This window comes from Flagellimonas rhodophyticola, assembly GCF_049332665.1.
Classification (GTDB): Bacteria; Bacteroidota; Bacteroidia; order Flavobacteriales; family Flavobacteriaceae; genus Flagellimonas.
The window spans coordinates 1,937,501-1,952,324 of record NZ_CP186326.1 but is presented as its reverse complement, the minus strand read 5'-3'; the positions used below and the strand labels follow the sequence as shown (position 1 = coordinate 1,952,324).

General features: G+C 37.3%; 16 protein-coding genes (1 of these 16 only partly in view). 11 read left to right on the top strand and 5 right to left on the bottom strand.

What is annotated here, in order from left to right; translation table 11 throughout:
• Positions 1-68: 68 nt before the first annotated feature.
• The 4 genes from ACOKFG_RS08830 (at position 69) to ACOKFG_RS08815 (ending at position 4,417) form a co-directional block, all read left to right on the top strand.
• Positions 69-1,208 (top strand): ankyrin repeat domain-containing protein, encoded by a 1,140-nt coding sequence (locus ACOKFG_RS08830; RefSeq protein ID WP_298793561.1) that lies wholly within the window; start codon positions 69-71, stop codon positions 1,206-1,208.
• Between the two features lie 690 nt (positions 1,209-1,898).
• Positions 1,899-2,402 carry a helix-turn-helix domain-containing protein gene (locus tag ACOKFG_RS08825; protein WP_298793560.1) on the top strand — a complete coding sequence of 168 codons (504 nt, stop codon included), beginning with the start codon at positions 1,899-1,901 and terminating at the stop codon, positions 2,400-2,402.
• 85 nt (positions 2,403-2,487) lie between these two features.
• A complete protein-coding gene (locus tag ACOKFG_RS08820) occupies positions 2,488-3,012 on the top strand; it encodes a hypothetical protein (RefSeq protein ID WP_298793559.1) in 525 nt (174 codons plus the stop codon).
• Between the two features lie 91 nt (positions 3,013-3,103).
• Positions 3,104-4,417, top strand: a complete 1,314-nt coding sequence (locus ACOKFG_RS08815; protein ID WP_422861089.1) for a carboxypeptidase-like regulatory domain-containing protein — start codon at positions 3,104-3,106, stop codon at positions 4,415-4,417.
• Between the two features lie 47 nt (positions 4,418-4,464).
• On the opposite strand, the gene rocD is transcribed toward ACOKFG_RS08815, so the two are convergent.
• The 3 genes from rocD to ACOKFG_RS08800 all read right to left on the bottom strand — a co-directional run bounded on the left by rocD (position 4,465) and on the right by ACOKFG_RS08800 (position 6,783).
• Positions 4,465-5,709 (bottom strand): ornithine--oxo-acid transaminase, encoded by a 1,245-nt coding sequence (rocD, locus tag ACOKFG_RS08810; protein WP_299484710.1) that lies wholly within the window; start codon positions 5,707-5,709, stop codon positions 4,465-4,467.
• 152 nt (positions 5,710-5,861) lie between these two features.
• On the bottom strand, positions 5,862-6,242 hold the full coding sequence (locus tag ACOKFG_RS08805; RefSeq protein WP_298793557.1) for a DUF6768 family protein: 381 nt from the start codon (positions 6,240-6,242) through the stop codon (positions 5,862-5,864).
• Positions 6,226-6,783 carry an RNA polymerase sigma factor gene (locus tag ACOKFG_RS08800; RefSeq protein ID WP_299484708.1) on the bottom strand — a complete coding sequence of 186 codons (558 nt, stop codon included), beginning with the start codon at positions 6,781-6,783 and terminating at the stop codon, positions 6,226-6,228. The genes ACOKFG_RS08805 and ACOKFG_RS08800 overlap by 17 nt, the downstream gene beginning before the upstream one ends.
• Before the next feature lie 116 nt (positions 6,784-6,899).
• Here ACOKFG_RS08800 and rlmD point away from each other — a divergent pair, with 116 nt between their 5' ends.
• The 5 genes from rlmD to ACOKFG_RS08775 are packed head-to-tail and all read left to right on the top strand — an operon-like array spanning position 6,900 to position 10,304.
• Entirely contained in the window at positions 6,900-8,312 is a 1,413-nt protein-coding gene (gene rlmD / locus ACOKFG_RS08795) for a 23S rRNA (uracil(1939)-C(5))-methyltransferase RlmD (RefSeq protein WP_299484706.1), read from the top strand.
• Positions 8,313-8,342: 30 nt separating this feature from the next.
• Positions 8,343-8,852 carry a DUF6452 family protein gene (locus ACOKFG_RS08790; protein ID WP_422861088.1) on the top strand — a complete coding sequence of 170 codons (510 nt, stop codon included), beginning with the start codon at positions 8,343-8,345 and terminating at the stop codon, positions 8,850-8,852.
• Complete coding sequence (locus ACOKFG_RS08785) at positions 8,833-9,603, top strand: DUF6048 family protein (RefSeq protein WP_298793553.1); 771 nt, start codon at positions 8,833-8,835, stop codon at positions 9,601-9,603. Before ACOKFG_RS08790 ends, ACOKFG_RS08785 begins: the two co-directional genes overlap by 20 nt.
• A 44-nt stretch (positions 9,604-9,647) precedes the next feature.
• Positions 9,648-9,995, top strand: coding sequence for a VOC family protein (locus tag ACOKFG_RS08780; protein ID WP_299484702.1), 348 nt, complete (start codon positions 9,648-9,650; stop codon positions 9,993-9,995).
• 12 nt (positions 9,996-10,007) lie between these two features.
• Entirely contained in the window at positions 10,008-10,304 is a 297-nt protein-coding gene (locus ACOKFG_RS08775) for an antibiotic biosynthesis monooxygenase family protein (RefSeq protein ID WP_299484700.1), read from the top strand.
• A gap of 18 nt (positions 10,305-10,322) precedes the next feature.
• Here ACOKFG_RS08775 and ACOKFG_RS08770 read toward each other — a convergent pair whose 3' ends face one another.
• Entirely contained in the window at positions 10,323-11,501 is a 1,179-nt protein-coding gene (locus tag ACOKFG_RS08770) for a THUMP domain-containing protein (RefSeq protein ID WP_299484698.1), read from the bottom strand.
• Between the two features lie 55 nt (positions 11,502-11,556).
• Between ACOKFG_RS08770 and ACOKFG_RS08765 the strand changes: the two genes are divergently transcribed.
• Positions 11,557-12,243: a ZIP family metal transporter gene (locus ACOKFG_RS08765; protein ID WP_299484696.1), complete on the top strand. Its 687-nt coding sequence runs from the start codon at positions 11,557-11,559 to the stop codon at positions 12,241-12,243.
• Positions 12,244-12,367: 124 nt separating this feature from the next.
• A complete protein-coding gene (locus ACOKFG_RS08760) occupies positions 12,368-14,587 on the top strand; it encodes an Ig-like domain-containing protein (RefSeq protein ID WP_422861087.1) in 2,220 nt (739 codons plus the stop codon).
• A gap of 46 nt (positions 14,588-14,633) precedes the next feature.
• On the opposite strand, the gene trhA is transcribed toward ACOKFG_RS08760, so the two are convergent.
• Positions 14,634-14,824, bottom strand: partial view of a PAQR family membrane homeostasis protein TrhA gene (gene trhA, locus ACOKFG_RS08755; RefSeq protein ID WP_299484692.1) — the 3' portion only. 445 nt of this gene lie beyond the right edge of the window; the window shows 191 of its 636 coding nt (coding positions 446-636); its start codon lies off the right edge, out of view; the stop codon is at positions 14,634-14,636.

Here is a 14,824-nt window from a genome sequence, read left to right as displayed (position 1 = left end):
TTAAGGTTTCCTTAAAGGAAGAGACACCTTTTATTGCCACCTACTCTATTTTGCGGAAAATTAGAACTATGTGCAAGTATTTGGGTGTTATTCTTTTGACGTTATGTTTCCATGTCACTTATAGTCAAAAAGATTCATTCCCTTCCCAAGAAATTAACTCATTTTTCAAAGCCCTAAAAGAAAACGATATTCAAGCTGTGAAAATGTTCCCCCATTCTTTCACCAATGAAATCGATTCTTCGGGCTATTATCCTATTTCGATTGCAGTCCGAAAAAAAAGCGTAGAACTTCTGGAGGTTTTGCTTAACATGGGAGCTAACCCAAATACAATAAATCAAGACCACTCAAAAACTACTGCATTAATGCAATGCAGTAATTTCAACGCTTTGGAACTAGCCAAATTATTGATGGAAAATGGAGCTGATGTAAATATTATTGATAAAAATGGTGATCCAGTAATTCATTGGACCGCCTATTTGGGTCAGGTAGAACTCACCAAATTATTATTGAACCATAATGCTAGAACGGACCTTATAAGTATACATTCAGATGGGGTGTTGAACGTGGCACTTAAGGAATGGAAATCGGATATTGTAGGGCTCTTAGTTGAAAATGGAGTTACACATTATGACCTAAGTCCGGAAGATGAAAAACTTATCGAACTTGTAAAACATAATAATACAATAGTCGTAAAAAAGCTTCTAACTTCCGAAAATGCAAATACTCAAGATGCTTCCGGAACCCCACTTTTGGTAACTGCCGCAGAACTAGGTTTATTGGATATGGTGAAAGTTCTTTTGTCAAAAGGCGCCAACATTGACGGTATGAATCCTACCGGACATACTGCCCTTAACCGTGCTGTCTATTTTAAAAATTTTGAAGTAGTCGATTATTTATTAAACCAAGGAGCCGATGTAAATAAAACCGATAAGAGATACATTTTGACTCCTTTAATAGCTGCTGCTATTAAAAATAATGTGACAGCCGGTAAAGAGTTAATCGCAAGTGGAGCAGATATCAATATCACGGATAAAATAAACAACTTTTCGCCTCTTATTTGGGCTGTTGTTTATGGAAATCGGGATTTTGTTGAAATGTTAATGCCGTACAAACCAGATTTAGACATTTTAACTAGCTATGGATCAACGGTAATGCAGATGACAAAAGACCCTGAAATGTTGGCCTTGCTCCAGTTAAAAACCAAATGAACCTCTATATTTTTCTTAATTTTTATACCTGCCTACATTAAGAGACATCAAAATTTCATGTAAGTGTATCTTTGGTTCTCAATTTAGAACATGGCCTGGCACATCATACTTTTTCTTTTTTTTGTTGGAATTGGCACTTGCATTGGATTACTTTTTTTCTTCAAAAAACAAGGTATTCGTTTTGCCAATTTGCTTTTAGGCATATATACTCTACTGTTCTCATACGAATTGTTCTATAATTGTTTAAAATGGTCGGGATATTTAATTCAACCCGAATTTGTCCATCTCACTATCACCCACTATCCACTTTGGCTTACATACGGACCCATAGTATATATTTTTTGCAGGAGCGTTCTAACTGCACCGGGATTTAGAAAGAGTGATATTTATTTCCTTGTTCCCATAGTAACTGTAATTATTTTAAACCTGCCCTTTTATATACAATCTGCTTCCCAAAAAGCGGAAATAATACAAAAGGGACGTTTCTCTGAATTTAACTGGATGCCTAATGGAACCATCTGGGCGGTTATTTTTATCATGTTTTTTTATGGCTTTTTGACATTTCACGATTTTGGGCCTAGAAAAAATACCAGATTTCAACAAAATAAATGGCTTAAGTGGTTTGTGGGTTCTTACCTAGGATTCGCTGTAGCCTTTTCCTCTTATATCACACTGACGAGGTTTAACCTTATGAACCCCGCATATGACTATTTCGTGGACATCATAATTGTTTTTTTCATTGGTATTTTATGTTTTTTCGGTTTTGTTCAACCGGAGGTCTTTGAAGGAAGGACCATTCAACAGGTTATCCCCTTTATAAAATATCGAAAAACAGGTCTTACAGACGATTTGTCCATGGAAATGAGAGACAAACTGCAGTCCATAATGAGAAACGAAAGACCATACATCGAAAGTACCTTGCGTTTAGATGATCTAGCCAAAATGCTAAATCTATCTCGCAACCATACTTCCCAAATAATCAACCAACATTTCAATTTGTCCTTTTTCGATTTTATCAACAAATATCGTATTGAAGAGGCTAAAACATTATTGTCCAAACCTCAGGAAAAAATTACGGTAGCACAAATTGCCTATGATGTTGGTTTTAACAATCGTGCATCTTTTTACAAGGCATTCAAAAAGTTTGAGAATCAAAACCCATCTCAATATTTAAGCCCAAAACAAGCTTCATAGACATAAAATAATAGTAAAGGTTTACACAAAGAGACAGCTTCATTGGCGTTAGATTTTACATTTAACCAAAGCATACACCACATCAATGAAAAGCAGCCTTAAATTTTTCTTATTTGTACTAACGGTCATGGTTGTGGCCTGCAAAGAAAAATCAAACAGCACCAATCCATTATTGGGTTCATGGTCAATAGAAAAAATCCAATGGATTTCAGAAGACACCACTTTAAGCAGGGTACCTGTCCAAAAAGGTTTATTGCTGGTAACCCCGGATTGTTATAGCATCTGTTGGAGTCCCATGGAACAAACAAGGGTTCCCTTCGAAAATCTAAGCAATCCTACGAAAGAGGAAATGATTCGTGGTTTCAGCACCATTGTTTTCAATACTGGCGGTTATACCGTTTCAAAAGACTATTTTACTACCAAGGCACATTTGGCCAAAGTACCTGGTTTTGAGGGAGGAATGCAATATTATAGTTATCATATTCAAGGAACTCAAATGACTTTGACATTATTTGATGAGACCTACCCGAATGGTGAAAAACCAAACTGGTTTGGAAAATGGAGGACAAAGTACAGTCTCAACCGTTTAACTGAAAGCAAGACAAATTAAAATTCCGGAGTTTATAAAACCTAGGAAGAGTTATATCATTAAAAATCATTAATTTAGAATAATAGTTATTTAATCAAAAAATGCAGTTGTTATGGATAAACAATGGCTAAACATTCCATCTAAGACCCTAGCCTGGGCATTTTCATTATGTCTCATGTTCGCTATGGGCACTTCCAAAGTATTTGGCTTTCAGGAGCAAGAAAAATTCACGCAATACAAAGGTGAAGTGACAGATGCTTCCTCAAATAAACCGCTGGTGTTTGCGACACTATCCGTCGAAGGCACTAACATTAGTACCATTACCAATACTGAAGGTAGTTTTCAATTGAAAATTCCGAATACGATGACAGATGGCACAGTGGTGGTTTCTTTTTTGGGATATAAAAGTAAAAGCATTCCTATTAGTCAACTCAAACCAAATAGAAACAAGATTTCCTTGGTCATATCTGTAACCGAACTGACAGAGGTAAACATAAACGCTCCAAAAGATGCGGCGGCTTTGGTAAAAGAGACTTTAGCACGAAAAGGTGATAATTATTTTGATGACCCCACTTTGATGACCGCTTTTTATCGGGAAACCATTAAAAGGAGAAAACGAAATGTATCACTTTCGGAAGCTGTCGTAAATATCTACAAATCTCCCTACTCATCAGTGCGAAAAGATGCAGTGGAATTGTATAAAGCCAGAAAAAGTACGGATTACAGCAAATTGGATACGGTGGCACTTAAACTACAGGGCGGGCCATTCAATACGTTGTATGTGGATATTATGAAGTACCCCGAATACATTTTTTCAGCAGGAGCTATCGAGGATTACAAGTTCACTTTTAGCAGGTCAACTCGTATCAATGACAAATTGATTTATGTTATCAAGTTTACTCAGCTGGAAACAGTAGCTGAGCCTTTATATCAAGGTGAACTTTTTATCGATGTTGAACAAAGGACACTGACAAGTGCAATTTATACACTTAATATTACCGATAAGGTAAAAGCTGCAAAGCTTTTTGTACGAAGAAAGCCTGCCAAAGTAGATGTATGGCCAACCGAAGTTGCATACAGAGTTGATTATCGTGAAAAAAATGGAAAATGGTATTATGGATATAGCAATGTCCTTCTTGAGTTCAAAGTGGACTGGGAGGATAAACTGTTCAATTCTGTATATAGCATGACCGCTGAAATGGCCGTAACCGATTGGGAAAAAAATAGCACTGGGGAATTACCTAAAAACAGGGACCGTATTAAAAAATCAATCATACTAAGTGATGAGGCTGTTGGGTTTTCTGATCCAGATTTTTGGGGAGAATACAACATTATTGAGCCAGAAAAGTCCATTGAATCTGCAATTCGAAAAATTCAACGTCAATTGCGTAGAGCAAGGTCTAAAGAAGGTAATTCTGCTCCATAAAATCTAAAAATGAGAATATAAAAAAGCCCCTTTTAAAGGGGCTTTTCTTATTTTTTAAACGCTTCCAGCGTTTTTATGATTATCGAAACACACTCCAAGAGTTGTTCCCTGTCCATAACCAACGGAGGCGCAAATCTAATAATGTTGCCATGCGTAGGTTTTGCCAAAAGACCGTTCTCTTTCAATGCCATACAAATATCCCACGCTGTAGAACTATCTTCGGTGTCATTGATAAGAATAGCATTTAGCAATCCTTTTCCACGTACTTTGGTTACCAGGTCGCAGTTCGGTATAAACTTGTTCAGTTCATCTCTGAACAGTTGTCCCAACTCCATAGCATTTTCAGCCAAACTTTCCTCTTTTACAACCTCTAGTGCCGCCATTCCCACAGCCGCTGCAATGGGATTACCGCCAAAAGTACTTCCATGACTGCCTGGGGTAATCACTTCCATAATATCATCATTGGCCAAAACCGCTGATACTGGGTAAGCTCCTCCTGAAAGTGCCTTTCCTAAAATCAAAATGTCAGGTTTGACATTTTCATGATCAACAGCCAACATTTTACCGGTTCTTGCTACTCCAGTTTGAACTTCATCTGCAATAAAAAGCACATTGTGCTTTTCGCACAGTGCCTTAGCAGACGCTAAATAACCTTTTGATGGGACATAAACTCCAGCTTCTCCTTGAATAGGTTCCACTAAAAATCCGGCGATACTAGTATCGTTTTCTAGGGCAGCTTCCAACGCAGATAAGTTATCATATTCAATTTTGATAAACCCTTCTGTATATGGGCCATAGTTTTTTCTTGCTACTGGATCATTCGAAAATGAAACAATCGTTGTGGTGCGTCCATGGAAATTGTTTTCACAAACAACGATTTTTGCTTGATTCTCAGCTATTCCCTTTTTCTGATACGCCCATCTTCTGCAGATTTTCAAAGCCGTTTCAACAGCTTCGGCTCCTGTGTTCATGGGTAACAACTTGTCAAACTGAAACGTATCCGTAACATACTGCTCAAACTTCCCCAACATGTCATTGTAAAACGCTCTTGAAGTTAGGGTCAAGGTTCTTGCCTGTTCAGTCATTGCCCCTACAATTTTAGGGTGACAATGTCCTTGGTTCACTGCGGAGTATGCTGAAAGAAAATCGTAATACTTTTTTCCTTCAACATCCCAAACAAACACACCTTCTCCTCTACTTAAAACTACAGGAAGCGGGTGGTAGTTGTGGGCTCCGTACTTGTTCTCTAAATCTATCGCATGCTGCGATGTTAAATGCTCTAAAACAGCCATTTTAATTATGGTTAAATTAATAAAACAACTATTCCTACAATACCTTTATTCTTTCGAGGACTCGAAAAAGCAGCGTGGGAGAGAAATCATCCCTGAAGAGCTGCTAAATTATTAAATATTTGGCAAATTTCTCCAACTTTTGGACTATTGGCTTATTTTTTATGTGCTAGAGCCGAAACCTGCAATTCCAATCTTTTAAGTTCCCTTAGGATGTCGTTCTTATCCATTTGCATCCACACATATAACTTGATCATACCCATAAAAGAAAGTGAAGCACATATACCAACACCCCATTTGATAATTTCATTTGTGACTTCAGAATTAAAAAATTGAACCACACAATAAATCAAGAATGCAAAAATCATTAGGTTTACCACGTTCATGATAATCGCCAGCCAAGCGGTTTTACCTTTAAAAACCCCTCCTAACTTTTCAAGTACATTCTGTTCACCCAATTCGTCATAAAACTTAGCTTCCTCTTTGGTAAGTGCCTCTTTGATCAACTCATCTATTTTTTCAGTTTCCTTTTTCATCCGTATTGACTTTTAATATTGTTTTTAATTTTTCTCTAGCATGGAACAACCTAGATTTTGTTGTGCCCACTGATATCTCCAGTATGCTGCTTATTTCCTTCAATGAGTAGTCTTCCACATAAAATAACTTAAGTACCATTTGTTGGTTTTGCGGAAGACTTTTTATCGCAGACAAGAGCCTTTTTATCTGAATCTCCCGCCCATCGTTTGTTTCTGTAATCTTGGTCTCATGATAGTAGGTTTCAACTTTATTTCGATGATACTTTACATTTTTCACATAATCCAACGATTTTCGAGTCACAATTCTAGTCGCCCAACTGGCAAAACTATTCGGGTCTTTCAGTGTATGTAATTTGTTGATTATAGCATTCCAAGAGTCTTGCACAACGTCTTTCGAAGCTTCAACATCTTTGGTGTATCGAAATGAATGTTTGCATAATCGAAGGTGATGTCGTTTTACCAATACTGGGAACGATTTTTTGTTTCCTGACTGGAATTCCAATACCATTAACCCGTCAAAAGCTTTTTCCGTTGTTTTCATGTGAATTTCTACCCTAAAGACGGAGAACAATCAAAAAGGTTCAAAAAAGGTGGATTTTATATTTTCCTTATACAAGTTAATTGTTCTGTATAAAAAGCTATGCTTATTTTAGCGCCATGCGTAGAAAAAACAAACGAAGAACGTTTGAAAATGTCGAAGTTATCGATGCCGGGGCCAAGGGAAAATCAGTGGGTAAAGCCTCTGATGGAAGGGTGATTTTTCTTTCCAATGCAGTTCCTGGTGATGTTGTCGATGTACAGACCACAAAGAAAAGAAAAGCCTATTTTGAAGGCTTTGCCACGAACTTTCATACTCTTTCCGACAAAAGAACTGCTCCGCAATGTGAGCATTTTGGAGTTTGCGGTGGCTGTAAGTGGCAGCATATGGGTTATGAGCACCAACTATTTTTTAAGCAAAAAGAAGTTGAAAATAACCTAAAACGCATTGGTAATATTGAGTTACCTGAAGTAACTCCGATTCTCGGTTCAAAAAAGCAATATTTCTATCGCAATAAAATGGAATTTTCTTTTTCCGACAGTAGATGGCTTACCCAAGAAGAAATTGATTCTGAAATTCCCATTGCAGATAGGAATGCTTTGGGTTTCCATATTCCAGGAATGTGGGACAAAATTTTAGACGTAAAAAAATGTCATTTACAGGAAGATCCTTCAAATGCCATTCGACTGGAAATTCGGGACTTTGCTGTAGCTAATGAGTTGTCTTTCTTTAATCCAAGGTCGCAAAAAGGGCTTCTACGGACCATGATGCTTCGAACTGCATCTACTGGGGAAATAATGCTTTTGATTCAGTTTTGCGATGATAACAAAGAACAACGGGAAGCATTGCTCAATCATCTACAACAAAAATTCCCCGAAATCACAACCTTGCTTTATGTCGTCAACCAAAAACAGAATGACACTATTTATGATCAAGAAGTGTTCTGTTTTGCTGGCAGAGACCATATTTTTGAGGAAATGGAAGGGCTTCGGTTCAAAATAACTGCCAAATCTTTTTACCAAACCAATTCTGAGCAAGCATATGAGCTTTATAAAATCACTAGAGATTTTGCTGGATTGACCGGAACGGAATTGGTATATGATCTTTATACGGGAACAGGAACGATTGCGCAGTTTGTCTCTAAAAATGCAAAAAAGGTTATAGGGGTTGAGTCCGTTCCTGAAGCCATTGAAGATGCTAAAACTAATGCACACAATAACAACATTACCAACGTCGCTTTCTATGTAGGTGATATGAAAAATGTTTTCAACGAAGAATTTATAGACCAGCATGGCACTCCAGATTTGGTAATCACAGACCCTCCTCGCGATGGCATGCACAAACTTGTTGTAGAGCAGCTTTTATTGGCAGCTCCAAAAAAGATTGTATATGTAAGCTGCAACAGCGCAACCCAAGCCAGGGATTTGGCTCTATTGAACGAAAAATACAAAGTAACCAAGTGGCAACCCGTTGATATGTTTCCGCAAACTCATCACGTTGAAAATGTTGTACTTTTGGAGAAACGGGTATAATTTTTGACGAAATCTGTTTTTAGTCTTAGCATGAAAAAAATACTTCCCATCTTACTGATTACCTTCTTGTTTTTTTATACTGCCTCCTGCGAAAAGGATGATATATGCGTTGATGGTGATACTCCTCTTATAGTTATTGGGTTTTTCGATGCTACGGACACCACCCTAGCCAAAGATGCCCCTACATTACGCATAAAAGAGCTTATTCTGGACAGCACTATTAATACCATAACGGACCGGACAAGTTTAGATTCCATTGGTGTTCCCCTTAGAATTGATGCCGCAAGTACGCAGTTTGCATTCATCACCAATTCGGCTGACGATGATACCACAGGAGAGGAAACAGGCAATATCGACACACTAACAATTTCATACACTACTAGGGAAGCATTTATATCAAGAGCATGTGGATTTGTTGCCAATTATGATGATGTAAATGTCACCTTACCAGATAATGCTGAAAATTGGATTCAGGACATTACCATAGTTCAACAAACCATAGAAAACTCTAACAATATCCATGTCAAGATATTTCATTAGTCTTTTTTTCATTGCTAGCTCCTTCATGGGGTTCAGTCAAAACAAACCCGTAGATCTTCAGCCCAAGGATACTGTTGAATACAAACAGGAATATGGATTGCGCGTTGGTGCAGATATAAGTCGTTTGATTTTCTCATTTTTGGACGAAGATTATACCGGATTGGAATTGGTTGGGGACTATAGACTAACGCGTAAACTATATTTAGCTGCGGAAATAGGGAACGAAGAAAAAACCCAAACAGAAAGCCTTAGCAACAGTCTTTTGTATAACTATACAACCTCAGGAAGTTATTTAAAGCTAGGGGTAGAAATCAACTCCTATGAAAATTGGTTCGGCATGAACAACTCCATTACCATTGGAGGACGATATGCTATAGCAAGTTTTAGCAATACCTTGAACGAGTATAACATTTTTGATAGCAATAGGTTTTTTAATCCTGATGGGTTTTTGGCCGGGGTTGAAAATGGTGAGGAATTCAGCGGTCTTAATGCCTCATGGCTCGAATTCGTTGCTGGTGTCAAAGTTGAGCTTTTTGCAAATATCTATGTGGGCATGAGTGCTCGATTGGGGTTTTTGATTACCAACAAAGAAGAGGAACGTTTTCCAAATCTTTGGATTCCCGGATTCAATAAGGTTACCGATGGAAGTAATTTTGGGGTGAGTTACAATTATTCAATCTCCTATTTCATTCCATTCTATAAAAAATCAAATAAGAAAAAAGAAGAACCTGCTGCACCCGAACAAAATTAGATTTATAAACAGCATTTTTGCCCGTCAATACTTAAAACACATAGATGAAATTGGTAAACTCGACAATAAATTATATAGAGTTCAAGGCTTTCGACCTTGAAAAAACAAAAGCATTCTACAGCAGTTGTTTTGGATGGAAGTTCACGGATTATGGACCAACGTATACCGCATTTTCAGAAAGTGGTCTTGAAGGTGGGTTTGAAACGAGCGAAGAAACCGTTGTTAATGGTGCCTTGATAGTTCTTTATCATGAAAACCTAATACACATTCAACAAAAAATCATTGAAGCTGGTGGAAAGGTGGTTCGAGAAATTTTTTCCTTTCCAGGAGGGCGCAGGTTTCACTTCACTGATCCTTCGGGTAATGAGTTAGCTGTTTGGTCAGATAAATAAGTTGTAACATCTATGATAATCCGAATTTTCACGGCAAAAGTGCCATCATCATTGCACACAGAGTTTGAAGCGAAATTCAAGGAAATTTCTGTTCCTTTGGTCAAAACGCAAAATGGTTTGTTAGAAATGGCAATTGCCAAACCTACTCAATGGAATCCAAATTCTTTTGTAATGATTTCAAAATGGGCTACGCAAGAAGATATAATCAATTTTACCGGAGAGCAATGGAATGAGGCTCATATTCCCAATGGAATGGAAAAATACATTCAGAGCTGCACCGTGAACCATTATGTCAATATAGCAATCTAGAAAGAGTGAATTCTAAAACTACCCTTCCTTGTTGGTAGAATCGGTTTTATATTTTCCTTTTTTACTCCCAGCGTACATTTCATATTTCACCAACCTGGACTCTAACTTTCCATTAAAGGTTTTTACTTTTCTGGAAGGCCTTAGCCCAACATATTTTAATGCCTCCAAATTTGAAGTTATCATCCAAGCTTCTGTATCTGGATATTGTTGCTTTAATGTATCGCCAATTTTTCCATAAAATTCAGAGATATCGATTGGAAGACGTTCTCCATATGGAGGGTTAAAGACCATATGTAGTTTTGAATCTACAGGTTTCTCCGTTCTAAAGAAGTCTTTTCTTTCAATGGATATATATTCAGAAAGGTTGGCATTATCCACGTTTTCCTGTGCCTTTCGTACCGCGGAAGGAGCCTTGTCATATCCAATAATCCTATGATGGAATTCTCTCGTTTTATTCAAGCTTGCATCGACAATTTTGCTGTGCAACTCGGCATCATAATTCTTCCAATGCATAAACGCATAGTTTTCCCTATTAATGTTCGCAGGAATATTACAGGCAATCATTCCTGCTTCAATCAAAAAGGTTCCACTACCGCACATGGGATCCAAATAATCCGTTTGGCCATCCCATCCACTTGTCAACAATAACCCAGCTGCCAATACCTCATTAATAGGTGCAATATTGGTCGAAATACGATATCCTCTTTGGTGCAATGAACTTCCTGAACTATCCAAAGACACCGTGCACAAGTTCTTATACAAATGGATATTGATACGTACATCCGGGTCATGGGTATTTACGCTTGGACGTTGGCGTTCTACATTCCTGAATTTATCAACCAAGCCATCTTTTACCTTTTGTGACACATACATTGAATTATTGAACATATCGGAGTGCATTGTTGTGTCAATGGCAAAAGTCTTATCGTAATCGAAATGTTCCGGCCAATTGATATTGTACACATTTTGATAGAGTTCTTTTTCATTGAACACCTTAAACGAGACTATTGGTTTAAAGATTTTCAGTGCCGTACGAAGACATAAATTAGCCTTATACATGAACCCGGTATCTCCTTCAAAGGTGACATTTCGTACGCCTTCTTTCACATGACCAGCACCTAAATTGCGAAGTTCTTTTGCCAAAATTGGCTCAAAACCATAAAAGGTCTTGGCCAACATCCTAAAATTCCCAGCCATACTTTTCAAAATCTTTCGGTAAAAATAGGCTATTTTTGCCCCTTCAAACCAACTTATGGATTTTCCTTTTTTTATGGTTTTTGCTGTACCGATTTTAGCAGTTTGGACCAGTTTTGCTTTTGTTTGGATTTCAAAGCCAAAGGATAAAAAGAACATAAAGCTTTTGTTGGCCTTTAGTGGGGCTTTCTTACTCGCACTCACCTTTTTTGAACTACTACCAGAGGTATATGAAAATCAAAAACCTAAAACAATTGCAGTTTTTATTCTTGCAGGAATATTACTCCAGATTTTTTTGGAGTTCTTCTCAAAAGGTGCAGAACACGGACATGTTCATTTAGATTTAGAAAAAAACAAATTCCCTTTTTTACTATTCCTAAGCTTGTCCATACATGCATTAATTGAAGGCATACCTATTCATGGTGATAATTCAATCCTATATGGCATATTGATCCATAAAATACCTGTTGCCGTTATTCTTAGCATCTTTTTAATCAATTCGAAGCTAAAAACAAGTTCTGTTGTCCTTTTCATTACGGCCTTTTCAATAATGACGCCTATTGGCAGTTATTTAGCACAATCAGCTTGGATAGAAGCGTACGCACCAATTTTTACCGCTTTGGCCATTGGGGTTTTTCTTCATGTATCTACAATAATACTTTTTGAGAGTTCTCAAGGACATTCTTTCAATCTACAAAAACTGCTAGTAATTATTTTGGGGGTAGGAATTGCATACTATCTATAGCAAATAATTGTAGGCAATTAATATCCTTAATGTCCTACGGAGACTTTAGTATTGATTTGGGCGATTTTTCTTAAACATCTGCTTTAAAATTCTTTTATTTATGGTGTTAATCACCACTGGACATATGAAAAATATTTACCTAGTATTTGTTACCTTATTTACATTAATCGTTTTTTCCTGTTCATCGGATTCAGAAGAACCTGAACCTGAACCTGACACTACAGCACCGACAATAAGTTTTAATATAGCCGGATTTTCAAATCCAGGTTCAGAACCGATCGTCGCAAGTAATCAAATAGAAATTAACATCAATGCACAAGATGCTGGTGGAGTTGCAAAAGTTGAAGCATTCATTGATAATGAGAAAGTTGGTGAAGATACTACTGCCCCATACCAAATAGTTATTGATATTTCTGGTTTCGCGTCCAAAATTACACAGACAGCAAAGTTCAAAGACTATACACTCAAAATAGTTGTAACCGACACTTCAGGAAATACTTCATCACAAGAACAAGTCATAAATATAGATAATGAACTCCCGGTTATAACGCTGGTCTCATTGGAACCAGGAACCATAATCAATGGAGATACCAACATGGTAACTTTCGATACTAGTGACAATGAGGGTTTAAGTACAGTGAAAACCTATTTAAACAATAATTTGTTGACAGAAATCATTGATGCCAATTATCAAGTAAATATCGATACACAGCAGTTGGAAGATGGCGAAAACGTCCTAAAAATAGAGGCTACGGACTTGGCTGAAAATACAGTGACATTTGAAGTTGCCTTTATCTCGGACAATACGGGACCGGGAATTAAGTTTGAATCTTTGGTCGAAGAGCAAATTATCCATGAAACAACCTCTTTGAATCCAATCGTTACGGATGCGTTATCAGCAATTCAATCGGTGGAAATTCTATTTGCCAATCAAAGTTTGATAGTTTTGGAAGGTTCGGATAATCATACGTTTGACCTTAACCCTGATAATCTTCCAACAGGAACGGGTATTTTGGCTATAAAGGCCACAGACGAATTACTAAATGAAACCATTATAGAAATCCCTCTAGAAATTCATCGAAAATTGATAGGCATTAATTTCCCGCTAGATTTTTTGCAGAATGATTGGGATAGTCTTTATGTATTCGCATCAGGAATGAATGGAAATCTTTTGGCAGTTGAAAGGGTTTATAACGATACCGAAAGAGTGGTATTGACAACACCAGAAGAAGTAGATTCAGAATCAGAATTTGCGCTGACCTTTGCTAATAATATTGTAGGCGCGGATGGAAATCACAGCGATTTGGCCACCATACTAAATCTAAAACCATCCAGCGGTGACACATATGAAATAAACATAAGGGTAGCTCCAAAGTTTGTCGACCAAGGAATCACCTCAATACCGGCTCCGATCCAAGATGGCTCCGGAGCAATAGTCCTAAATGCCTCAGGATATGGTTACGGAGGTAGTTCAAATTCCAATAGCGAACTCAACTTATTTAGAAGCACCAACACGGCAAGTATGGCAAATACCAACGAAATCTATTTTTCTTTGTGGAACCTTAATCTTAGTACCCATAGCCATGCCTTGGTGCAAATCGAAGATCTCGACAGTCTAGTTTTGGATTCAGATGCATTATCATCAGAAGGAGTAGAAAATAAGACGTCTCTGCTTATTCGATATGATGGGGCAGATGTTTCGCATTTTTTAATGCAAGTATTTGGATACCTTAATGAAGATGATTATCAAAATGACATTTTTCACCAAGTATCTTCCCGGGGGGGAGGTATGGATCCGCCCTACATTATTCCATATGCCACAAATTCTATTTTTAGCCAGTATAAATATGAAGTAGTTATAGATGATTACTATACATTAAGGACGGGGGAGCCTTTATCAAGCTTCACAACAAAAGACTGGTCCATTGATTATGCATTTTCTAACAATGTAATTTCTATTATCAGCAGTGGGTCTGATCATAACGTTGGTAAGATATTAATGAGAGGCAGTTCCTGGCCACCACCGCAAATTGATGGTAAATATGTTACGTATACCTGGAACCTAGTTTTTGACAGTCAAAACACAGATGAGGTATTCTTGCCTGAAATACCTGATGAAATTAAATCTTGGGATTTTAATCAATTTTATGAAAACAATAATTTAGAAGTTGCACAAGCCGAAGTCAAAGCGTACGAGAATATTTCCTCTTACAGTGAATACTTTCATCAAATTCTTAAAAACAATGAATTTTCATTTACAGTGTCTCCCAAAATGGAATCAAAATTTAAGAATCATCTTGGAGAATCAATACACTTGAAAAGTAAACATTTTATTATCGACTAAACTTTACCTGCAAGTCAATTTGTTAAAGTCATAGCTGGTAATTATTTTAAATCACTGAGAAAAATATCATTACCCAATGGCTTATAGCGCCTCCCAACACAAAAAAGTGCCAAATTAAATGGTTATAGGGGATTTTTTTGATGGCATAAAACAATATCCCGATGGTGTAAAAAGCGCCTCCAAGCGCAAGATAAAATAACCCTTTTGAAGTGATGCTTTCGGAAAGAAACGGGTAAT